Source organism: Paraburkholderia sp. JPY465 (assembly GCF_050436725.1).
Classification (GTDB): Bacteria; Pseudomonadota; Gammaproteobacteria; order Burkholderiales; family Burkholderiaceae; genus Paraburkholderia; species Paraburkholderia youngii.
This window is the reverse complement of record NZ_JBNDMT010000003.1, coordinates 1,228,677-1,250,817: the sequence shown is the minus strand read 5'-3', so window position 1 is coordinate 1,250,817 and position 22,141 is coordinate 1,228,677. Positions and strand designations below refer to the sequence as shown.

The following is a 22,141-nucleotide window of genomic DNA, read 5'->3' as shown; positions in this document are numbered from 1 at the left end:
CGTTGCGCCGCGGCGCACCCCTCAGCCGCGCTTGCGGTGGCTGCGGTAGGTATCGAGCACCACCGCCACCACGATCACCGCGCCGGTGATCATGCGCTTGGTCGGCTCGTTCGCGCCGATCTGCGCGAGGCCCGCCGCCAGCACCGAAATGATCAGCACGCCAAAGAACGTGCTGATCACCGAACCACGCCCGCCCATCAGACTCGTGCCGCCGATCACGACCGCCGCGATCACCTGCAGTTCGAGGCCGACGCCCGCATTCGGATCGGCCGCCTCGAGCCGCGAGATCTGGAACAGCGCCGCGAGTCCCGACAGCGCGCCCATCAGCGCGAACACGATCACCTTGTACGGCCGCGGATTGACGCCCGCGAGCCGCACCGCTTCCTCGTTGGTGCCGATCCCGACCAGATAGCGCCCGAACACCGTGCGCGTGAGCACCAGCTGCGCGATCACCATCACCGCGACCGCGACCAGAAAGGCCGGCGAGATGCCGAGCGCGATCGGGTTCGACAGAAAGTCGAACGCGTCGCCGATGTACGCGGTGCGCGAATTGGTCATCTGATACGCCATGCCGCGCGCGGCCTCGAGAACCCCGAGCGACACGATGAACGACGGAATCCGCCAGCCCACCGTCACCGCACCGGTCACGGTGCCGGTCAGCGCCGCGACCGCGACACCGAGCAGCGCCCCCGCGGCCGGCCCCCAGCCCCACTTCAGCGTCACCACGCTGACCACCGACGCCCCGAGCGCGAGCACCGAGCCGACCGACAGATCGATCCCCGCGATGATCAGCACGAAGGTCATGCCGACCGACATCACGACGAGATCCGGAATCTGGTTCGCGATCGTGCTGAACGTGTCGTAGGTCAGAAAGTGCGAACTCAGCAGCGAGAACAGCACGATCATCGCGAGCAGCGCGCCGGCGAGGCCCAGGTAGTTCGAAAAGCCGAGCCGCGTGCCGGCCGGCTTGCCGCTCGCGAGCGGCGCCGACGGATCGGCCGGCGGCGTCACGACGGGCGCGTCCGGCGCGCCGGCCTGCTTTTCGTCCTGCTTGCCGCCCTGCGGGTCGCCCGGTTTGACACCCGTCGCCTCGCGCCACGATTGATCGGTCATGACAGACTCCCTGCTTCGTTGACGGCATGCGTGTGCAGCAGCGCCTCGCGGCCGCGGTAACCGGCGAACGCGGCCGCGAGCAGCGCATCCTGGCTCCAGCTCGCGCGCTCGAACACGCCCGTCATGCTGCCCGCCGACATCACGCCGATCCGGTCGCAGATCAGCATCAGCTCACGCAGATCGCTCGACACCACCACGAGCGCGCGGCCTTCACGCGCGAGCGCGCCCATCAGGGCGTAAATATCGAACTTCGCGCCGACGTCGATGCCGCGCGTCGGTTCGTCGAACAACAGCACGCGGCACTCGCGCGCGAGCCAGCGGCCGATCACGACCTTCTGCTGGTTGCCGCCCGACAGCTCGCCGACGATCTGCGCGGGCCCCGAGCTGCGAATCCGCATCGCGGCGATCTGTCTGTTCGCCAGCGCGTTCTCGCGCTTCGCGTCGACCACGCCATGCCGCGCGACGCTGCCGAGATTGCCGAGCGACAGGTTGGCCGCGATCGGTTGCGGCAGCAGCAGGCCTTCGCCTTTGCGGTCCTCGGTGATCAGCGCGATGCCCGCGCGCACCGCGTCCGCCGGCGAGTCGATCTGCACCGGGGTGGGCGGCGCGCCCGGCGTCGCGGCGAGCGACACCTTGCCGCCGTCCTTGCGGTCAGCGCCGTAGATGAGCCGCATCAGCTCGGTGCGGCCCGCGCCGATCAGCCCGCTGATACCGAAAATCTCGCCCGCGCGCACTTCGAACGACACGTCGCGCACCACCTTGCCGCGCGCGAGCCGCTCCACCTTCAACAACGGCGCGCCGATGTTGCGCTCGCCGAGATCGATATGCTCGCCGAGCTCGCGGCCGACCATCCACGTGACGATCTGCTCGCTCGTGATGTCCGCCATCGCGTCGACATGCACGAGGCGGCCGTCGCGCAGCACCGCGACCCGTTCGGCGACCCGCGCCAGCTCTTCGAGCCGGTGCGAGATATAGACGAGCGCGACGCCGCGCGCCTTCAGCCGGCCGATCTGCTCGAACAGCAGATCGACCTCGCGCGCGGTCAGCATCGCGGTCGGCTCGTCGAGGATCAGCACGCGGCAGTCGCCGATCAGGTTGCGGGCGATCTCGACCATCTGCTGATGACCGATACCGAGTTCGCCGACCAGCGTGTCGGGTTCGATCGCGTCGAGCCCGACCTGCGCCATTGCCTCGCGCGCGTTCTCGCGCAGCTTGCCGCGATCGATCCAGCCGAAGCTGAACGCGCCCGCGCGCGGCAGCCGGTTAAGGAACAGGTTCTCGGCGACCGACAAGGTCGGCAGCAGATTCAACTCCTGCATCACCATGCGCACGCCGAGCGCCTCGGCCTCGGTGCGGCTCGCGGGCGCGTACGGCGCGCCGGCGAGCTGCATCGTGCCTGCGCTCGGCTCGACCAGCCCGCCGACGATCTTCGACAGCGTGCTCTTGCCCGCGCCGTTCTCGCCGGTCAACGCCAATACCTCGCCTGCTCGCAGCGACAGCGATACGTCGGCGAGCACCGGTTCGGCATAGGTCTTGCCGATACCGCTGACGGTCAGCACGACAGGCAAGGCGTCGTGGTCGGTCGAATCCATCGCGCTCCTGATTGCATGGCGCTTCTGGCGCCTTCGTGACACCCTGGCGGTCCGCCGCGCTTGCCGCACGGCACATCGCTCCTGGCTGCCACGAGTCATGCCGGCCCACTGCGCGGAATGCGCAGGCGCTCACGGCCGCGCTTCTCTCATCGCGCGAGCCGCCGTCATGACGCTTATCTCTGGAATTAACGGCGGCCCGGCGGAATTCTTGAGCGTTCGTTGAATAAAAGCGGATCGGCGGGTTGCCGCAGTGCCGCTCAAGCGTGCGGTGCGCGCTTCGCGGCGGCACGGGCGGTTTCCCGCGGGCCCGTCCGGCCGCGCCCGGCTCGCGCTCGACGCCGGGCGCGCCGCGCTTACTTCAGCGTGTCTTTGGTCACCAGAACCACCGGCGTTTCGACGACGCCCGACAGCTCCGACTGCTTCCTGTGTTCGCTCAACGCCTTCAGCGCGGTATCGATGCCGAACACGGCCTGCTTCGCCGCGAACTGGTCGGCGGTGGCGAGCACGCGGCCGTCCTTCAGCATCGGATGGATCGCGTTGATGTTGTCGTAGCCGACCACCAGCACCTTGCCCTGCTTGCCGGCCGCGCGCACCGCCGACACCGCGCCGATAGCCATGTTGTCGTTGCCGGCGAGCAGCGCCTTCAGGTTCGGATATTCGTTGAGCATCGCCGACGCGACCGCGTTGCCCTTGTCGATTTCCCACTCGCCCGACTGCACCGACACGAACTTCGCGCCGACCGCCTGCATCGCGTCCTTGAAGCCGGCGGTACGCTGCTGCGCGTTGGTGGTCGTCGACACGCCTTCGAGGATGCCGACTTCGTCGCCGGCCTTCAGCCGCTTCGCGAGGTAGTCGCCGACGAGCCGCGCGCCCTTGCGGTTGTCGGGGCCGACGAACGGCACGTTCAGGTCTTTGGACTTCAGCACGTCCTGATCGAGCCGGTTGTCGATGTTGACGACGATGATGCCCGCGTCGATCGCCTTCTTGACGACCGGCACGAGCGCTTTCGAATCGGCCGGCGCGAGCACGATCGCATCGACCTTCGACACGATCATCTGCTCGACGATGCGGATCTGGTTGGCGGTGTCGGTTTCGTCCTTGATGCCGTTGGTGATCAGGTCGAACTTGGCCGGGTTCTGCTTCTGATAGTCCTTCGCGCCGGTCTCCATGGTCAGGAAGAACTCGTTGGCGAGCGACTTCATCACGAGCGCGACCTTGGGTTTATGGGCCGGGGCGTTCTGTGCGTGGGCGACGGAAAAAGGCAGGACGGCGGAGGCGGTGGCGAGAACTGCGGCGGCAAGAATGCGACGACGGGTTCGATGGCTCATGCGTATCTCCAAGGTTGTCAGGCTCGCGGGCGAGCCGTATTTTTTGTGATGCGCAAACGTTTGCGAGGCCTATTCTCAGCGCAAGCTTTTCGGAATGTCAACGATTCGCGGTGTTGCAACGCACCGGCGCGCAGCATGTACGGCGCCGCGATGCGCTCGATCGATCCGGGCAGCGTGTGGCAAGGTCCCCTCGCTCAGTCCGTGCAGTCGAGAACGCCGATGCGTCGCATGCGGCGCGACACACCGGCCGCTTATGCTGGCCTGGTATCGCGCGCGCTGCAAGCGAAACCGCGAGGATATCGAAAGGCGCGCCGGCTACAGCCAGCCGGCCTTGCGAAAACGCCTGTACAGCACGAAGTCGATTGCCAGCATCACGATCAGCACGACCGGATAGCCGAACTTGAAATGCAGCTCGGGAATGCGCTCGAAGTTCATCCCGTAGATACCGGCGATCATCGTCGGCACCGCGAACAGCGCCGCGAACGAGCCGAGCCGCTTGGTGATCTCGCTCTCGGCGAGCGAGATCATGCCGAGGTTCACCTGCACCGCCGTGACGACGATTTCGCGGCGTCCCTCGATGGTTCTGACGATCCGGTCGAGGTGGTCGTAGACATCGCGGAAGTACGCCTGCATGCCCGCGCAGATGCTCGGAATGCGCCCGCCGGTCAGTTTGCCCACCGCTTCGCGCAGCGGCTGGATGTGGTGTTGCAGGGTCACGAGCCGGCGCTTCATCGTGTACAGGTCCTGCACGATCGCGCGCGAGGCGGCCGAATCGTTCTTCTCGAAGATGCGGTCCTCGAGCGCTTCGAGCTCGGTGCTCATCGCCTCGACGATTGGGAAATAACGGTCGACCACGTCGTCGATCAGCGCATACAGCACGAACGCCGAGCCTTCCTTCAACAGATGCGGCTCGTGCTCGCAGCGCGTGCGCACGCTCTGAAAACCGGCGCGCGTGCCGCGCCGCACCGACAGCACATAGTTGCTGCCGACGAATACGGCGACTTCGCCGATCACGAACTCGCCGTTCTCGTCCATCTCAACCGTGTGCATCACGGTGAACAGCGAATCGCCGTACTCCTCGATCTTCGGGCGCTGATGGCCGTGTTGAGCATCTTCGATCGCGAGTTCGTGCAGATCGAACTCCTCCTTCATGACCGCGAGTTCTTCGGGACTCGGGTCTTTCAATGCGACCCAGACGAAGCACTCGGGCCGCGCGACGTAGTCGCTGATGGCGTCGATATCGATGTCGGCGAGCTTACGGCCGTCCTGATAGGCGGCGCAATTGATCAGCATGTTCGGATTACCCTGGATACGAAAACAGACCGGGCCGCCCTCTCGCGTAAGCATTGCGTAAGACGGGCGACCTGTCTCGCGTGAACGGACAAGCACGCTTTCAGCAGGCTTGGATCTGCCGCCATGTTAAGGCCCGCTGCGTCAGGCGCGCGTTTCGAATTGTTAATGCCCGGCGAGATACTACTGCGGCTACTGCGGCTACTGCGCGACCCGCTGCAGGCCGATGCGGTGATCGTCGTTGAACGTGACCGACGCGCGGTTCGTGTAGTGCGGATCGGCCGTCACGATGAAGTTCAGCTCGATGACCGGATCGAACTGCGTCGATACGCCGATCCGATGCGTGCCGGGCGGCAGATAGAACACCACGTGCTCGCCGTTCATCAGGTCGGTGACGCGCTCGCCGTCGATATAGACGAGCGCATCGCGGAACCGCACGATCACGTCGCGCGAACGCTCGCGCCGCACGTCCACCGCGACGAGGCCGGCGGCCCGGCTGCGTATAGCCCTGTCTGACGATGCGCTCGGCCGGCACCGGTTTGAACGGCACCGGCTCGGCCGGCGTCGATGCGCAGCCGGCCAGCGTAAGCACGCTGAGCGCGACGCATGCGGCGAACGCGGCGCGGCAAGACAGGCACATCGGCATGCCGGTTCTCCCGTGTGCTCTCGATGGTGGGCCGGGTTTGTGACTACGCGGTGCAGGTCTTACGCATGACTGTTCCGCATCATAGCAACGCGCGCGGAACTCGGGCGCCGCACCCTCTTGCATGGCGCGGCGTTCTTCTTCATGATCGTTGAAGGCGGCCGCGCTCGCGGCTGGCCGCCGTCGGCAACTGGCAAGCCTGTCGATCCGCGTCGCCGGACGCACGATCAAGGAGACTGCGATGTGGTATTTCACCTGGATTCTCGGCGTGGGTGTGGCGCTCGGCTTCGGCATCATCAACGTGATGTGGCTCGAGACCAACGGCAAGTTCGCGCGCGATCCGCGCCCCGATGCGGCCGCCGCGCCGCGTGCGGACAAGCCTGCGTGACTTCTCTGGTTTTCTTTTGCGGTCATGCGGGCACGGGCAAGACGACGCTGGCGAAAAAGCTGTTCGGCCCGCTGATGAAAGCGAGCGGCACCCCCTTCTGCCTGCTCGACAAGGACACGCTGTACGGCGGCTATAGCGCGGCCGCGATGGCGATGGTGACCGGCGATCCGAACGATCGCGACAGCCCTCTTTTCCTGCAGCATCTGCGCGACCCCGAATATCGCGGCCTCATCGATACCGCGCGCGACAATCTCGAACTCGGGATCAGCGCATTGGTCGTCGGGCCACTGTCGCGCGAGGTGCGCGAGCGGCGGCTGTTCGATCATGCGTGGCTCGGCGTCGCGCCGGACGTGAGGTTGCGGGTCGTGTGGGTGCTAACCTCGGAGGACGTGGCACGGCAGCGGATCGTCGCGCGCGCGAACCCCAACGATGCGTACAAGCTCGCGCACTGGGACGACTACCGGCGGCGGCGCTTCGAGCCGAGCGGCGCGAGCCGCGAGGGTCTGCTGATGTTCGACAATACCGCGCCCAGTCCGGCGGACTATCAAGCGCTCGTTGCGCAAATCGTCGCTGGATGAGCGCCTCGCGAGTGCGGCGCAGCACAGCCCGCTGATCGGCTGAAAAACAAAAAATCCCCGTACGTCGGTGACGTACGGGGATTTTCATTTGACCCGAGCCATTCGAACCTCAAACCGTCGCCATCGCCTCCAGCGACTGCCCTTCGTACAGCTTGCCGAAGCGGTTCGCGAGGAAATCGCCAAGCGACACCTGCTCCTGCCGCACGAAGCCCTTTTGCGGCAGCTTGCGCTCGCGGAACAGATCGAGCACCGCGCACATCGCACCGGCGGTGGTGATCTGGATCGCGCTCATCGGCACGCCGCAGACCGTCTTCGCGAAGATCTTGCGCGTAAACACCTCCTGCACGAGCTGACCGTCGCGCATGCCGCTCACGGTGATGAACACCAGCACGACGTCCTGCGCGGTCGACGGCACCGAGCGGCGCATGATGGTCTTCAGCGTATCGCGGTCGCTCGACAGACGCAGGTCTTCCAGCAGGAACTGCATCAGGTTGCGATGCCCCGGATAGCGCACCGACTTGTAGTCGAGCGATTCGACGCGGCCCGCCAGCGTCTCGCACAGCGTGCCCAGCCCGCCCGACGTGTTGAACGCTTCGTACTCGGTGCCGTCGAGCGAGAAATGCTCGAGGCCTTCGAGCGGCTGCACCCACTGCGTGCGGCCGTCGCGGATCGCCTCGCACGGCTGGCAGTACTCGTTGATCAGGCCATCGACGCTCCACGTCAGGTTGTACTTCAGCGCATTGGTCGGAAACTCGGGCAGCGCGCCGACGCGCATCTTCACGTCGCGGATTTCCGTGAAGCGATTCGCGAGCTCGTGCGCGGCGATGCCGATGAAGCCCGGCGCGAGGCCGCACTGCGGCATGAAAGCGTGATCGGCATCGTCGGCGATCGCGCGGATCGCGTGCGTCGCGCGCACGTCCTCGGTCAGGTCGAAGTAATGGACACCCGCGCCCTTCGCGGCCGATGCGACGTTCACCGCGAGGTAGTACGGCAGCGCGTTGATCAGCACGTCGAAGCCCTGAATCGCGGCGCGCAGCACGGCGGCGTCGGCGGAATCGATGCGGCGGGTCGGAATGCCCTGGGCGGCGAGCTTGTCGAGTGCGTGCTGGTCACGGTCGAACGCGACGACCTCGTAGTCGCCCGTCTCGCGCAGCATATGAGCAATGGTGTGACCGATCAGACCTGCGCCAACGATAGCTACTTTCATCTGCTTCTCCTTGTTATCCATGTGCTGTCTCTGAGCTTGGGAAGTGCGCCGCGTATTGCGCGCGGCGCCTGCGGGCCGAACCCTTGAATGACAGTGTAGGAAGAAGCAAAAACAGTTCATACGCGCAAAATGCTGCGGTATGACCATCAAGTTCGACGCTTCGACGAAGTGATCAAACGATTCGTCGAAAACGCGCAAAAAGCGCGTAAATGAAGGACTGTCGAAGCATTCGCGAAGAGCTTACGCCGCGCCCCGACTCACACCGTGCCGCGGTCGATCTTGCGCGCCAGAATGATCGACGTCGTGGTCCGCTCAACACCTTCGAGCCCGCCGATCTGATCGAGCAGATCGTTGAGCCGCTCGGGCGAATCGGCACGCAGCCATGCCACGTAGTCGAACTCGCCGCTGACCGCGCACAGCAGCTGCACCTCAGGCATCTTGCCGAGCCGCTTCTGCACGGCCGGCCCGTGCTTCGGCGCGATGATGATGCCGACATAAGCGACGATGCTCGAATCGAGCACGTCCTGGCCCAGCCGCACGCTGTAGCCGGCGATCACGTTGCTGCGCTCGAGCCGCGCAATGCGCGCGATCACGGTCGTGCGCGCGACGCCGAGCTGTCGCGCGAGATTCGCGACGCTCTCGCGCGCGTTGGCTTGCAGCAGTGCAACGAGATTACGGTCGAGGTCGTCGAGCTGGTCGAGGCGCGGAGGTCTCATCGAAGGGGCGGGAAGTTGGTATGGAATGTCGCGGATTATCGCGCGTCTGCACGGGCAGCGGCGCTGTGTCACGGAGAGTGCGGTCGCCGCACAGTGTGCCCGGCATCGGTGATTGCCGCTCAGGCGCGAGCCGTTTCGCTTTCGTTTCGGTTGTAAGCGTTTGTCGCACAGGAGCCGTATTGTAGGGATATCGTGTTACTAATAGCGGCGACGGGCGAATGCGGCGGCCGGTTGCAGTGCGCCGCTATTCGTCGCTGGCGCGAGGCGATACGCACGCCGCGCGCCGAGTCTCAATACGAACAGACATCAGGAGTTTCGATGAAAAAAGCACTGGTTATGCTGGCTACGGCCGTTTCGATGGGCGGCGCGTTCGCTCAAACCGCCGCCGCGCCTGCCTCGGCACCGGACACAACGGCAACGGCTTCGGCAGCCAAGGCCGGTCACGAACGCAACGTCGAAGACCGTATCGCTTATCTGCATTCGCAACTGAAGATCACGCCCGCGCAGGAAACGCAATGGAAGGCGTTCGCCGACGTGATGCGCAGCAACGGCGAAACGATGGGCCAGCTGTTCGAGCAGCGCAAAGCCGCCACCAACGTGAGCGCGCTCGACGACATGAAACAGTACGCAACGATTGCGCAGGCGCATGCGGACGGCATGAAGAAGCTCGTCGATGCGTTCGAGCCGCTGTATAGCAGCCTGTCGCCGGAGCAGAAGAAGCTCGCCGATGCGACGTTCCACCATGGCGGCCCCGAGGGTCATCAGCGCGGCCATGGCAAGAGCAAGAGCGGCAAGCCCGCGGCCGAAGCCGCGAGCGACGCGACCGTCAAGCCGTAATGCAAGATCGCCCGCGGCGGGGGTTGCCCCGCTGCGGGCATCTGGCATCATTCGGGTGCGCAAAGCGGCGAGTCTCGCCGCAACGCCCCTCCCCTAATCTCCCACCCGCTTCATGACCGAACTCAGGAATCTCGATCTGCGTGACGATCCGCACGCCCAACGCGTCGTCAAGGACGAAACGGTAAGCGTCGAATTCGCCGCGGCCGTTGGCCAGTTGATGAGCCTCGAAGGCCCGAACCGCTATGTGCGCGGCGATGCGCTGATCACCGGCTCGACCGGCGACCGCTGGGTCGTGTCGCGCGAGCGCTTCGACGCGAAGTACCTGCCCGCCGACCCGGCGCTCGCGCACGGCGAAGCCGGCGCCTATCGCAACCGCCCGGCAGTCGTGCTTGCCCGCCGGATGGACGAGTCCTTCTCGCTCGCGCGCTCGGCGAGAGGCAGCGACGTGCTGCACGGCGCGGCCGGCGACTGGGTCATGCAGTACGCTCCCGGCGACTATGGCGTCGTGCAGGCCGCGCGTTTCGCGAAGGTCTATCGGCTCGCGGATTGAAGCAGATTCACCCGCGCTTCATGCGAACTCGTCGCCGAGCTCGACCGTGACTTCGCGCGGAACCGCCTCGCCGTTCGCGTACATCTCTTCGAGCGAGCCCAGGCTCGCTTCGACGTACGCGCGCAATACCGCGAAGCTGCGGCCACGCAGCCGCGCCGGCATCGCGCGATAACGCGCGAGCGCCGCGGGCGCGATCGCGACCGTCATCTCGATCCGGCGCGCGGTCGAACCGAAGCGCATCGCTACCCAGTGAATCGTCAGTGTGGGCGTGCCATTGTCGGCGGCACGCTCGATGAACTGCGTCTGCTCGGGAAACAGATCGCTGATGACGCGCGCGAGCTCGTCGAACTCCGGATGCGCGCAGTCGTATTGGTAAGCTTCCATGAAGGCTGCCGGGAAAAGAAGGTCCTGAAACGTAGGCGCATTTTAGAGAAACGCTGAAGGGATAGCGAGGCGCCTGCGGTCCAGGTTCATCCGCTTACGCCGCCGCCGGCCGCCGGTAACTCCGGATCAACAGTCCCGCGACGCACACCGCCGCCACCGCATAGATCGTATCGACCGCCGCGAGCGGCAGCAGTCGCGCCTGCGTCATCGCAGCAGGCGCGTCGATCAGCGCGTGCACCACGATCGCGAGCGGCAGGATGCCGCGCGAGCCGGCCCGCACGCCGCGCCACATCAGCACCGACAGGCCGATCTGGAACACCAGCGCCGCGATCCGTTCGAGCGCGAAAATGCCGGCCAGTTGCGGCGTCAGGCTCGCGAGAATCAGATGCACGCGCATCACGGCTTCGGCCGGCAGATTGCCGAGGTAATCGCCGAGCCGTCCGCGGTTTTCGAGCACCGCGAACACGAGCCACTGGAACTGCACGAGCACGCCGACCATCCATGCTTCCGCACCGCCATGGCCGAGGCCATAGCTCAGCGCGGCGCCATCGTCGGCGCGCAACGCGGCGGTGCGGGTGTCGGCGGTCGGGCTGGCGGCGGGGTTGGCCCCCGCGCTTGCAGCGACGCCGGTGGGCGCTTCCACGATCGACTTTTTTCGCACTGGCGGCCGCGCCGCCGCGCGCGTCATCAGCAGCCGCATACCGAAGAACCGCCCCACTTCCTCGCAAACGCCCGCCACCAGCGCACCATAGACGACGAACGCGAGCGGCTGCGAAAGGAACGCCGCCGTCGCCGCGTTGCCGCGCAGCAGATAGTCGTTCAGCGCACGCTCGATCACCATCGCGAACAGCGCGAACACCGCGACGCCGGCGATCGCGTCGCGCGGCCTGAGCGCGAGCGGACGGCGCAACTGCCGGTAAAGCAGAAAAGGTAAAGCGGCAATGACGAGCGTGGCGAGCGCGAGGCTCGCGAGGGTAAGCGGTGACACGACCATGAGTATCCTTGCGGGGTTCCTTGCAATCCCCGGCGCGCAACCGCTGCGCGCCGCAGCCCCGAATGATCGCAGATTGACCGGAAATCAGCGCGCGGTCGATGCACGCACGATCAGCTCGCCGGGCAGCAGGCAGTCGCGCGCGCCCGTCTGCGCGCCTTCGATGCGCTCGTGCAGGAATTCGACCGCGCGATAACCGATGTCATAGGTCGGCTGACGGATCGTCGTGATGCCGGCGAGCTCGGCCCAGTCCGGATCGTCGATCGAAAGCAGCGCGACGCGGCTCTGCCAGTGCGCGCCGTAACGCGCGTTCAGGTGCAGCGCGAGGCGCAACGCGACCGGCGCGTTGGCCGCGAACAGCGCGACGCGTGGAGCGGTGCCGGCCTCGCCCGGCGAGTCGATCGCACGATCCAGCTGCGCAAGGCCGCGCTCGACCGCAGTTTCATCGGCGAGATCGAGCACCAGCGTATGACCGCGCGCGCGGCCCTCGTCGCGCATCGCGCGATCGAACGCGTCGACGCGCAGCCGCCGCGAGCTGACCTGCTCGAACGGCTGCACGACGAACCAGATATGCTCGAAGCCCCGTTCGAGCAGATGCCGCGTGCCGAGCTCGGCGGCCGCGCCATTGTCGAGACCGACCATGTCGGCGACCAGCCCCTCGACGCGCCGATCGACCAGCACCGCCGGAATCCCGCCCTCGCCGACCGGCCGCAACGTCTCCTCGCGCACGCCTAACGCATTGACGATCACGCCTTCCACGCGATACGTGGTCAGCAGTTGCAGGTAACGGCGCTCCATCTCGACTTCGTTCGCCGCGTGGCAGATCAGCGGCATCAAACCGAGCGCGTGGCACGCGGCCTCGACGCCTTGCAGCACTTCGACGGAGTACGGATTGGTCAGGTCGGCGACCAGCATGCCGATCAGCCGGTTGCGGCCGCGCTTCAGGCCGCGCGCCATCTGGTTCGGCTGGTAGTCGAGCCGCGCGATCGCGGCTTCGATGCGCGCGCGCAGCTCGGGCGACAGCGCGCTGAACTCGCCGTTCAGATAGCGCGAGATGCTGGTCTTGCCGGTGCCGGCTTCCCGCGCGACATCGGTGATGGTCGCGCGGCGCGTCGGCGCGGACGACGGATTGGGTGGCGTGCCCGGCGGGGTCGTGCTCATTCGCTGATCGTTCGTGTCGGTCCGAGGGCGGCAGCTTGCGCGCCGCCCTGCGATTCACTTCGCCAGGACTTCACGATTGACGATGTTGGTCGTCAACGTGCCGTCGAGCGCGGCGACCAGGTTCTGCGCCGCGTTGAGCGCCATTGCATGACGGGTCTCATGCGTCGCCGAGCCGATATGCGGCAGCGCGACCACGTTCGGCATCGAAAGCAACGGCGAGTCGGCCGGCAACGGTTCGGTGTCGAACACGTCGAGGCCCGCGCCGTGAATCGTGCCGTTCTTCAATGCGTCGATCAGCGCCGGTTCGTCGACGGTCGCGCCGCGCGACGCGTTGATCAGGATCGCGCTCTTCTTCATCGCCCGCAGTTCGGCCGCGCCGATCAGATGCCGCGTTTGCGGCGTGAGCGGCACCTGCAGACAGACGAAATCGGACTGCGCGAGCAATTCCGCCAGCTCGACGCGCCGCGCGCCATACGCCTCTTCCGCCTGGCGGTTCGCGCTGCGGTTGGTGTACAGCACCTTCATGTTGAAGCCGAGCGCCGCGCGTCGTGCGACCGCGCCGCCGATCCGCCCCAGGCCGACGATGCCGATCGTCTTGCCCTGCACGTCGAGCCCGAACTGCGCGGGCCCGATGCTGGTGCGCCACTGGCCCGCCTTGACCCAGTCGGCCAGCTCGACGACCCGCCGCGCGGACGCGAGGATCAGCGAGAACACGGTATCGGCGGTCGATTCGGTCAGCACGTCCGGCGTGTGCGCGAGCACGATCCCGCGGCGCGTGAGGTCGTCGACGTCGAACTGGTCGTAGCCGACCGAGATCGTCGACAGCGCCTTAAGCCGGCTCGCGCCTTCGAGCATCGCCGGCGCGATCTTCACGCTCGCGCCGATGCCGCCGTCGGCATCGCGCAACGCGGCGACGAAAGCATCATGCTGTGACGGATCGACTTGCACGACCTGCGCATGCTGTTGCAGATAGCCGAGCACATCCTCGGGCAGCGACTTCCAGGCGACGATCTTGTTCATCAGCTAATTTTCCTTGCGACGGGGGGACGAGCGGGGTCGCGTTGTTCGGCGGCGGCCGGCTTGACGGCGAGCGTCAGGATCACCGCGGCGACGAGCGCCACGCTCATGAACGCATACGATGCCGCGGGCGAGCCGGTCGCGCCGTTCAGATAGCCGACCACGTACGAGCCGACGAACGAACCGAGCGCGCCCATGCTGTTGATCAGCGCCATCGCGCCGCCCGCGACGTTACTGGGCAGCAGCTCCGGCACGATCGCGAAGAACGGGCCGTACGGCGCATACATCGCGGCGCCCGCGATCACGAGCAGCGCATACGAGATCCAGAAGTGCGCGGAGCCGAGTCCGTACGACGCCGCGAACGCGATCGCGCCGATCAGCAGGAACGGCCACACGAACACCTTGCGGCGGTTGAGTTTATCCGATGCCCACGAAGCTGCAAGCATCGCGATCGTCGCGACCGCATACGGCAGCGCAGACAGCCAGCCCGTCTCGACCATGCCGATCGACGAGCCGTTCTTCAGGATCGACGGCAGCCACAGCACGAAACCGTACACGCCGATGCTCCAGCAGAAATACTGCGCGCACAGCTTGATGACCGCGGGCGTGCGAAACGCCTCGCTGTAGTTGCGCACCGGCTTGATCGCGGCCTGCTCGGCGCGCAGCGTCTGCGCGAGCGCGTCCTTTTCCGGCTGCGTGAGCCAGGACACCTGCTCGGGCTTGTCCTTCACGAGGAACCACCAGCACACCGCCCAGAGGATCGCGGGCACGCCCTCGGCGATGAACATCTGCCGCCAGCCGAACGAATGCACCAGATAGCCCGATACGACCGACATCCACAGCACCGTGACCGGATTGCCGAGAATCAGGAACGTGTTGGCGCGCGAGCGTTCGCTCTTCGTGAACCAGTTGCTGATGAAGATCAGCATCGCCGGCATCACCGCGGCTTCGACGACGCCCAGCACGAAACGAATCGCCATCAGCGACGGGATGTTGCTGACCATGCCGGTCAACGCCGCGCAGCCGCCCCACAGAATGAGGCTCCAGAACACGAGCTTCTTCACGCTGCGGCGCTCGGCGTAGATCGCACCCGGGATCTGGAAGAAGAAATAGCCGAGGAAAAACAGCGCGCCGATCAGCGACGCGAGCCCCTTGCTGATGCCGAGATCCTGGTTGATGCCGGCCGCCGCCGCGAAGCCGAAATTCGCGCGATCCAGATACGCGAGGCTGTAGGTGATGAACACGATCGGCATGATCGTCCACCAGCGGCGAATCGCAAGTGATGAGGTCATGAAAGTCTCCCTGGACGGCGTCGTCCTCGAATCAATGATGAAAAAATCTGGGCGCTGAGAGCGCTCTTGTTGTCGTCGATGCGGGTCGTCGATGCCTCGCAGTCCGCTGCGCGTCAGGCCGCGCTTGCGATGTCCGGCACCTCCGCCAGTTCCAGCGCGTCGAGTTCGGCGCGGCTCGGCAAGCCTTCGGAATCGCCGATCACCTGGATCGCGAGCGCGCCGATCCGGTTGCCGCGCGCGACCGCCTGCGCGAGGGTGCGGCCTTCGAGCAGCGCGCTGATCACGCCGACCGCGAAACCATCGCCGGCGCCGACCGTATCGACGACGTTCGCGACCGGCCGGCCGGCGATCGTCGCGGCATCGGTCGCGGTGCGGTAATACGCGCCCTGCGCGCCGAGCTTGACGATCACGCCGCGCGCGCCGCGCTCGAGGTAGAACTGCGCGATGTCCTCCGGCTGCGTGTAGCCGGTCAGAATCTCACCCTCGCCGATGCCGGGCAGCACCCAGTCGGCGAGTGCCGCGTGCGCGTTCAGGCCTTCGACCATCGCCGCGCGCGACGGCCACAGCGTCGGGCGCAGGTTCGGGTCGAACGAAATCGTCCTACCTGCCGCACGCATTTCGCGGGCCAGATGGAACGCGAGTTCGCGCGAACTCGCCGAGATCGCCGGCGCGACACCGGTCAGATGCAAATGACGCGCGGGCAGCACGTAGTCCGCGACGTAGTCGTCGAGCGACAGATGGCTCGCCGCCGAGCCTTTGCGGAAGTATTCGACCGCCGGATCGCTGCCGTCGTCGTTCTTCGACTTCAGCTGGAAGCCGGTCGGATAGCGCGCGTCGGTGCTCACGCATTGCTGGTCGATGCCCTCTTTCGTCAGCGTGTCGCGCACATACTGGCCGAACGAATCGTCGCCGACGCGGCTCATCCAGCCCACCCTGAAGCCGAGTCGGGACAAGCCGATCGCGACGTTCAGATCCGCGCCGGCGATGCGCTTCGTGAAGTGCCCAACGCCCGCGAGCGGACCGGTTTCGGCGGCGACGAACATCGCCATCGCTTCGCCGTAGGTGATCACGTCGAGGGCTGGGTACGGCTGGGTCATGCTGGGCTCCTGGTGGTGCTTCTGATGCCGATGATTCATGTTGCGTTGCGTTGCGTTGTTTGCTGCTTCGGTTGCTGCCTTGCTTGCCGCGCCCGTGGGTCTAAACCCGCGCGAGCCAGCTCACATAGTGCGCGGCCTCTGCGTCGATCCGGCTCGGGTCGAACGGAAACTCGATGCCGCGCGGCACATCGCGCGGCAGCTGGTCGAGGACCGCGCGGAATGTCGCGTCATCGTCGGCCGGCGCGATCGCGAAGCGCCGCGCGCCTTCGCCCGTGGTGGTCTTGCAATGGATGTATTCGACGTATCGCGCAAGCTGCGGCGCGATGTGGAGCGGCGCGACGTCGAGCCACGCCCAGTTGCCGGTATCGAAAGTCATACCGAGCGCGCCCGCGTGGCCTTCACGCGCGAGCGCGTCGAACAGCCCGACGAACTGCGCGGGCGAGCCACCCTGCGCCAGTTGCCCATTTTCGACGACGAGCCGTGGCTGCGCGCCGCCCGTGGTGCCGGTGGCGCTCGCCACGTGCGCGACGATCGCCGCGCCGTGAGCCTCGCCCGCGAAGCCGCCGAGTTGCAGCTTGACGAAGCGCGCGCCGAGCGCGGCCGCTTCGTCGAGCGCCAGACGCAGCGCGCCGGTATCGAGCTGGCCGTTAGCCGCGTACAACGATGCCGGGGTCGAGAACACCGGCCACAGCCCGAGATCGGCGATTGCAGCGCCGAGCACGCGCAGCCGTTGCGGGTCCGCGTCCGCGTCGCTCGCAAACAGCTCGCGGCGCACTTCGAAACCCGCCGCGCCGGTCCGCTTTGCCGCCTGCGCCCATTTCAGATGGCCGTCGGCGCGCACGGCGTTCACACCGAACGCGCTGGCGACGATCACGATGTCAATTGCATCAGCCATGTCCAACTCACTCAATTCTGACGCGAAACCGGCTTTGGAACCGGTTCCAACCGAACTTCGAAAAAAAGCGCCGAGGCGCCGCGATGTGCGAATAGTGCGCGGGACAGCCCTCCCGCACCATAGAGGAAATCCCCAGGCGCGGCGGCCGCATGCGGCCAGCGCTGCGGTCAGCCCTCGTCCGCGATACACATCGCCAGAAACTGTTCGACCACCCGCGACGGCGCGCTCGCATGCGGCACCAGAATCGACAGCCGCCGCGTCAGCGGCTGCGGGCTCAGGGACATCAGGCGCAGCGCACCGTTCTCGTGCCGCATCGACATCGCCGACACAAAGCCGACGCCCATGCCGGCCCGCACCGCCTCCTTCACGCCTTCGACCCCCGCGATCTCGAGCGCTACGCGCATCGGCACGCCCGCGCGCGCGAACTCTCGCTCGACCGTCTGCCGCACACCGGAGCCTTCCTCGCGCAGCACCAGCGGATACGCGCCGAACGCGGCCAGCTCGATGCGCCCGCCGTTGTCCGCCTGCGCGAGCGGATGCGAGCGCGGCATGATCGCAACGATCTCGTCCTCGCGCCACGCATGGACGACCGTGTCCGGCGGCAGATCGGCGCCGGCGGGACCCTCGATCATCGCGATGTCGACCGAGCCGAGCGCGCCGACGATCTCGGTCGTGTTGCCGTTGGCGGTGTGCACGGTCACGTCCGGATAGCGGCGATGGAATTCGGCGATCAGGTACGGCAGCAGGTAGCTCGCCGGCGTCGTGCTCGCGCCGATCCGCAACGTGCCCTGCTCCAGACCGCGCAGCGCGTCGCGATACGCATGCGCCTGCCGCCAGGTATCGCGCAGCCGCGCCGCATAGCTGGCGAGCTGCTCGCCGGCCGGCGTCAGCCGCACGCCGCGGCCGTCGCGCTGATACAGCGGCTCGCCGAACTCGTCCTGCAATTGCCGTAGCTGTCCGGACACCGCCGGTTGCGACAGATGCAGCGCCACCGCCGCCCGGCTGATATTGCGATGCTCAGCGACGGCAGCGAACGTTATAAGTTGATCCGGGGTCATCTCGATGAAATATCCGTGAGGCCGATACTTCACATTCTAAATCACGATTTTTCATATTGATATATCTAATTTAGGATTAGCCCCATTGCTGCTCATGCAGTTCCGTGCAAGTTCGCTACGAAGTCAGGCACCCAATCATGTCCACATCCACCGTCCCGCTCACTGCCGCCTCGCCCGCGCTGTCCACCCGCGGCCAGCTCAATGGCGTGCTGTTCGTCGCGTTGTTCGCCGCCGCCGTCACGCGCATCGCCGCGATTCCGGCGGTTGCCGGTCTTGGCCTGAGTCCGCTGATCGTCGGCATCGTCGCCGGTGCGATCTATGGCAACGCGCTGCGCGACAGCATGCCGGCCAGCTGGGCGGCGGGCGTCAACTTCTCGGCGCGCAAGCTGCTGCGCATCGCGGTCGCGTTTTTCGGCTTGCGCGTGAGCCTGCAGGAAATCGCCCAGGTCGGTCTGCCGGGCCTCGCGGAATCGGTGCTGATCGTCGTCAGCACGCTCCTGATCGGCACCTGGGCCGGTATCAAGATCATGAAGCTCGATCGCGACACCGCTCTGCTGACGGCGGCCGGCAGCGCGATCTGCGGCGCGGCCGCGGTGCTCGCGTTCGAATCGACGCTGCAATCGAAGCCGCACAAGAGCGCGATGGCGGTCGGCACCGTCGTGCTGTTCGGCACGCTGTCGATGTTCCTGTACCCGGTGCTGTTCAACGCAGGCTGGCTGCATCTCGATACGGTCGGCGCCGGGCTGTTCTTCGGCGGCACGATCCACGAGGTCGCGCAGGTGGTCGGCGCGGCGAGCAACGTGAGCCCGGAAGCGACGCATATCGCGACGATCGTCAAGATGACCCGCGTGATGCTGCTCGTGCCGGTATTGCTGGTGGTCGGCCTGTGGGTGAACCGCGCGGCGCGCGGCGCGAACGATGGCAGCACGGACGGCGCCGCCCCGCGCAAGCTTGCGATCCCCTGGTTCGCACTCGGCTTTCTGGCCTGCGTCGCGATCAACTCGCTGCATGTGCTGCCGCAAAGCGCCACCTCGTCGCTGAACCTGCTCGACACCTTCGCGCTGACGATGGCGATGACCGCACTCGGCATGGAAACGCGGATCTCGCAGATTCGCGAAGCGGGTCCTCGCGCGCTGACCACCGGCCTGATCCTGTATGTGTGGCTGATCGCCGGCGGACTGGGCATCACATGGGCCGTCCAGCACCTATTGCGCTAAGCCGCCGCCGGCTTCGCCGCCTTCCCCGACACCCCGCCGCGCGCGGGGTTTTGGGCTTTCTGGCGCCCCATCCGGCCCGCTCACACGGCATACTCGTTGCTGCGAACTTTGCTTCCACAACCCGCCTGTACGCATGGTCCGATGGCAGCGGTGAAACCGCCTTCCCGCGACGCGTCCCGGCGACCGGAATGAGGATCGATCGATGAGCCTGGAACTGTACTACTGGGATGGCCTGCAAGGCCGCGGCGAATTCGTGCGGCTCGCGCTGGAGGAAGCCGGCGTCGACTACGTCGAAGTCGCTCGCGGCAAGCCTTCGAAGGGCCTCGGCACCGAGGCGATGATGGCCGTGATGGACAGCCCCGACGAGCCGTATCCGCCGTTCGCGCCACCGTTTCTGAAAGACGGCGATCTGGTGATCCCGCAGACCGCCAACATCCTGTTCTATCTCGGCCCGCGGCTCAATCTCGCGCCCAGGGTGGAGAGCCTGCGCTACGTCGCGAACGGCCTGCAACTGACGATCGCCGACGTCGTCACCGAAGCGCACGACACCCACCATCCGCTCGCGAGCGGCCTCTACTACGAGGAGCAGAAAGACGCGGCGAAGGTTCGCGCGCACGATTTCATCGACCATCGGATTCCGAAGTTCATGTCGTACTTCGAGCGCGTGCTCGCGCAGAATCCAGCCGGCGACAGCTTCATGGTCGGCGACGCGCTGACCTATGTGGACCTGTCGATGTTCCAGCTGATCGATGGCCTGCTGTATGCGTTTCCGCGCGCGCTGAAGCGCTTCGGCGAGCACTATCCGCGGCTCGCCGCGCTGCACGACAGGGTGATCGCCAGACCGAACATCGCCGCGTACCTGAACTCGGACCGGCGCATCGCCCATAACGAAAGCTGCGTCTTCCGGCACTATCCGGAACTCGACAAGGCGGCGACTTGAACCGCGCCGCCCTCCCCCGCCTGCTCGCCGCCGCGCGCCCGCCATTCGAGGCGGGCGCGCTGCTGTTATGGCGCGCGTTTTTCAACCCCCCATCACGCCCCGTACCGTCGACGTGCTTTCATTCCTGCTGAAGCTGCGCACCCGCGCCCAACGCCTTTTCCGCCTCTCCGATGCCCACACGATGCTGGTCTGGTCGGTCGTGGTCGGCATTGTCGGCGCGTTCGCCACCGTTGCGTTTCGTAAAGGCATCGAACTGCTGCAACTGGCGATCACCGGCCACTCCGGCAGCTTCGTCGAAACGGCGCGCAGCCTGCCGTGGACCGTGCGCATCTGGGTGCCGGCCGCAGGCGGTCTGGTCGCCGGCGTGTTTTTGCTGATCGCGCAGCGTCACGCCGACAGGCACCCGCACTCCGACTACATGGAAGCGGTCGCGATCGGCGACGGCGCCGTGCCGGTGCGCCTGAGCCTGTGGCGCAGCGTGTCGTCGCTGTTTACGATCGCGAGCGGCGGCTCGATCGGCCGTGAAGGTCCGATGGTGCAGCTCGCGGCGCTCGCCTCGTCGCTGATCGGCCGCTGGGTCCACTTCGATCCGCCGCGGCTGCGCCTGCTGGTCGCATGCGGCGCGGCGGCCGGCATCACGTCCGCGTACAGCGCGCCGATCGCGGGCGCGTTTTTCGTCACCGAGATCGTGCTCGGCTCGATCGCGATGGAGAGCTTCGGGCCGGTGGTGGTCGCGGCGGTCGTCGCTAACATCACGATGCGCGAATTCGCCGGCTACAAGCCGCCTTACGAGATGCCGGAGTTTCCGACCGTGACCGGTCCCGAGGTGCTGCTGTTCGTCGCGCTCGGCGCGCTGTGCGGCGCGGCCGCGCCACAGTTCCTGCGATTGCTCGATGCCTCGAAGCGGACCTTTCGCAAGCTGCCGGTGGCGCTGCCGGTGCGGCTAGCAATCGGCGGTCTCGTGGTCGGCATCATTTCGGTCGCGGAGCCCGAGGTGTGGGGCAACGGCTATAGCGTCGTGAACTCGATCCTGCATTCGCCGTGGACGTGGACCGCGCTCGTGCTCGTGCTCGTCTGCAAGCTTGCGGCGACCGCGGCGACGGCCGGCTCGGGCGCGGTCGGCGGCGTGTTCACGCCGACGCTGTTCGTCGGCGCGGCGGTCGGCTCGCTGTTCGGTCAGGGCATGCACGCGTTGTGGCCGCATGCGACGTCGGCCGCTTATGCGTATGCGATGGTCGGCATGGGCGCGTTCCTCGCGGGCGCGACCCAGGCGCCGCTGATGGCGATCCTGATGATCTTCGAGATGACCTTGAGCTATCAGGTCGTGCTGCCGCTGATGGTGTCGTGCGTGGTCGCGTACTTCATCGCGCGTGCGATCGGCAAGACCTCGATGTACGAGATCACGCTGCGCCGCAATCGCGAGGAGCAGGAACGCACGCGGCTGCGCGCGACGCAGATGGGCGAGCTGATCCGCCCCGCGCAAACCGTCGTGCCGCCGAACGCGACCGTGCACGACATGACGCGCGTGTTCCTCGAATATCCGGTCAAGTATCTGTACGTCGCGAACGACTCGGGCGCGTTTCTCGGCGTGGTCGCGCTGAAGGACATCACGTCCGATCTGCTCGACCGGACCGACACGTCGATGAAAACCGCCGCCGATTATCTGCAACCGCATTTCGACGTGCTGACGCCGGACATGTCGCTCGCTGTCGCGTTACAGCACTTCATGGCGTTTCAGGGCGAGCGGCTGCCGGTGATCGAAAGCACCGCGCATCCCAAGCTCGCCGGGGTCGTCTACAAGACCTCGCTGCTCGACGCGTACTTCCGCATGAATCCGTCGCGCTAGG

Annotated in this window: 22 protein-coding genes; 7 read left to right on the top strand and 15 right to left on the bottom strand. The window is 66.5% G+C overall.

Annotated elements, in window-relative coordinates:
• Positions 1-21: 21 nt before the first annotated feature.
• From QFZ94_RS20385 to QFZ94_RS20365, 5 genes are all read right to left on the bottom strand, one after another.
• Positions 22-1,113 carry an ABC transporter permease gene (locus QFZ94_RS20385; RefSeq protein WP_368587246.1) on the bottom strand — a complete coding sequence of 364 codons (1,092 nt, stop codon included), beginning with the start codon at positions 1,111-1,113 and terminating at the stop codon, positions 22-24.
• Entirely contained in the window at positions 1,110-2,705 is a 1,596-nt protein-coding gene (locus QFZ94_RS20380; protein WP_429459092.1) for a sugar ABC transporter ATP-binding protein, read from the bottom strand. The genes QFZ94_RS20385 and QFZ94_RS20380 overlap by 4 nt, the downstream gene beginning before the upstream one ends.
• Positions 2,706-3,058: 353 nt before the next feature.
• Positions 3,059-4,033 (bottom strand): sugar ABC transporter substrate-binding protein, encoded by a 975-nt coding sequence (locus QFZ94_RS20375; RefSeq protein ID WP_429459090.1) that lies wholly within the window; start codon positions 4,031-4,033, stop codon positions 3,059-3,061.
• 315 nt (positions 4,034-4,348) lie between these two features.
• Positions 4,349-5,326, bottom strand: a complete 978-nt coding sequence (corA, locus tag QFZ94_RS20370; RefSeq protein ID WP_368587249.1) for a magnesium/cobalt transporter CorA — start codon at positions 5,324-5,326, stop codon at positions 4,349-4,351.
• A gap of 198 nt (positions 5,327-5,524) precedes the next feature.
• Positions 5,525-5,797 (bottom strand): hypothetical protein, encoded by a 273-nt coding sequence (locus QFZ94_RS20365; RefSeq protein WP_429459088.1) that lies wholly within the window; start codon positions 5,795-5,797, stop codon positions 5,525-5,527.
• A gap of 410 nt (positions 5,798-6,207) precedes the next feature.
• Here QFZ94_RS20365 and cydX point away from each other — a divergent pair, with 410 nt between their 5' ends.
• Both cydX and QFZ94_RS20355 read left to right on the top strand, forming a co-directional pair.
• A complete protein-coding gene (gene cydX / locus QFZ94_RS20360; protein WP_429459086.1) occupies positions 6,208-6,354 on the top strand; it encodes a cytochrome bd-I oxidase subunit CydX in 147 nt (48 codons plus the stop codon).
• The gene (locus tag QFZ94_RS20355; protein ID WP_410847998.1) at positions 6,351-6,932 is read left to right on the top strand and encodes an AAA family ATPase; all 582 of its coding nucleotides are present in this window, start codon (positions 6,351-6,353) and stop codon (positions 6,930-6,932) included. The genes cydX and QFZ94_RS20355 overlap by 4 nt, the downstream gene beginning before the upstream one ends.
• A gap of 109 nt (positions 6,933-7,041) precedes the next feature.
• On the opposite strand, the gene QFZ94_RS20350 is transcribed toward QFZ94_RS20355, so the two are convergent.
• Positions 7,042-8,139 (bottom strand): saccharopine dehydrogenase family protein, encoded by a 1,098-nt coding sequence (locus tag QFZ94_RS20350; protein ID WP_176108363.1) that lies wholly within the window; start codon positions 8,137-8,139, stop codon positions 7,042-7,044.
• A gap of 257 nt (positions 8,140-8,396) precedes the next feature.
• A complete protein-coding gene (locus tag QFZ94_RS20345; RefSeq protein ID WP_008922942.1) occupies positions 8,397-8,855 on the bottom strand; it encodes an Lrp/AsnC family transcriptional regulator in 459 nt (152 codons plus the stop codon).
• 318 nt (positions 8,856-9,173) lie between these two features.
• Here QFZ94_RS20345 and QFZ94_RS20340 point away from each other — a divergent pair, with 318 nt between their 5' ends.
• Positions 9,174-9,692 carry a Spy/CpxP family protein refolding chaperone gene (locus tag QFZ94_RS20340; protein WP_429459084.1) on the top strand — a complete coding sequence of 173 codons (519 nt, stop codon included), beginning with the start codon at positions 9,174-9,176 and terminating at the stop codon, positions 9,690-9,692.
• A gap of 112 nt (positions 9,693-9,804) precedes the next feature.
• The gene (locus QFZ94_RS20335; RefSeq protein ID WP_429459082.1) at positions 9,805-10,242 is read left to right on the top strand and encodes a PGDYG domain-containing protein; all 438 of its coding nucleotides are present in this window, start codon (positions 9,805-9,807) and stop codon (positions 10,240-10,242) included.
• 18 nt (positions 10,243-10,260) lie between these two features.
• On the opposite strand, the gene QFZ94_RS20330 is transcribed toward QFZ94_RS20335, so the two are convergent.
• The 8 genes from QFZ94_RS20330 to QFZ94_RS20295 all read right to left on the bottom strand — a co-directional run bounded on the left by QFZ94_RS20330 (position 10,261) and on the right by QFZ94_RS20295 (position 18,137).
• Positions 10,261-10,626: a DUF3022 domain-containing protein gene (locus tag QFZ94_RS20330; RefSeq protein WP_018435589.1), complete on the bottom strand. Its 366-nt coding sequence runs from the start codon at positions 10,624-10,626 to the stop codon at positions 10,261-10,263.
• Between the two features lie 94 nt (positions 10,627-10,720).
• Positions 10,721-11,620, bottom strand: a complete 900-nt coding sequence (locus QFZ94_RS20325; protein ID WP_429459080.1) for a YhfC family intramembrane metalloprotease — start codon at positions 11,618-11,620, stop codon at positions 10,721-10,723.
• Between the two features lie 84 nt (positions 11,621-11,704).
• On the bottom strand, positions 11,705-12,778 hold the full coding sequence (locus QFZ94_RS20320) for a LacI family DNA-binding transcriptional regulator (RefSeq protein WP_368587255.1): 1,074 nt from the start codon (positions 12,776-12,778) through the stop codon (positions 11,705-11,707).
• A 54-nt stretch (positions 12,779-12,832) separates the two neighbouring features.
• Positions 12,833-13,798: a 2-hydroxyacid dehydrogenase gene (locus QFZ94_RS20315; protein ID WP_429459078.1), complete on the bottom strand. Its 966-nt coding sequence runs from the start codon at positions 13,796-13,798 to the stop codon at positions 12,833-12,835.
• The gene (locus QFZ94_RS20310; RefSeq protein WP_429459076.1) at positions 13,798-15,087 is read right to left on the bottom strand and encodes an MFS transporter; all 1,290 of its coding nucleotides are present in this window, start codon (positions 15,085-15,087) and stop codon (positions 13,798-13,800) included. Before QFZ94_RS20310 ends, QFZ94_RS20315 begins: the two co-directional genes overlap by 1 nt.
• Before the next feature lie 113 nt (positions 15,088-15,200).
• The gene (locus tag QFZ94_RS20305; RefSeq protein ID WP_429459074.1) at positions 15,201-16,184 is read right to left on the bottom strand and encodes a sugar kinase; all 984 of its coding nucleotides are present in this window, start codon (positions 16,182-16,184) and stop codon (positions 15,201-15,203) included.
• Positions 16,185-16,284: 100 nt separating this feature from the next.
• Positions 16,285-17,079 carry a sugar phosphate isomerase/epimerase family protein gene (locus QFZ94_RS20300; RefSeq protein ID WP_429459072.1) on the bottom strand — a complete coding sequence of 265 codons (795 nt, stop codon included), beginning with the start codon at positions 17,077-17,079 and terminating at the stop codon, positions 16,285-16,287.
• Positions 17,080-17,246: 167 nt separating this feature from the next.
• Positions 17,247-18,137, bottom strand: coding sequence for a LysR family transcriptional regulator (locus QFZ94_RS20295; protein ID WP_368587068.1), 891 nt, complete (start codon positions 18,135-18,137; stop codon positions 17,247-17,249).
• A gap of 137 nt (positions 18,138-18,274) precedes the next feature.
• Between QFZ94_RS20295 and QFZ94_RS20290 the strand changes: the two genes are divergently transcribed.
• The 3 genes from QFZ94_RS20290 (at position 18,275) to QFZ94_RS20280 (ending at position 22,140) form a co-directional block, all read left to right on the top strand.
• Positions 18,275-19,354 carry a YeiH family protein gene (locus QFZ94_RS20290; RefSeq protein ID WP_410847990.1) on the top strand — a complete coding sequence of 360 codons (1,080 nt, stop codon included), beginning with the start codon at positions 18,275-18,277 and terminating at the stop codon, positions 19,352-19,354.
• Positions 19,355-19,556: 202 nt separating this feature from the next.
• Positions 19,557-20,294 (top strand): glutathione S-transferase, encoded by a 738-nt coding sequence (locus QFZ94_RS20285; protein WP_368587070.1) that lies wholly within the window; start codon positions 19,557-19,559, stop codon positions 20,292-20,294.
• Positions 20,295-20,406: 112 nt separating this feature from the next.
• The gene (locus QFZ94_RS20280; protein ID WP_429459071.1) at positions 20,407-22,140 is read left to right on the top strand and encodes a ClcB-like voltage-gated chloride channel protein; all 1,734 of its coding nucleotides are present in this window, start codon (positions 20,407-20,409) and stop codon (positions 22,138-22,140) included.
• Position 22,141 lies beyond the last annotated feature (1 nt).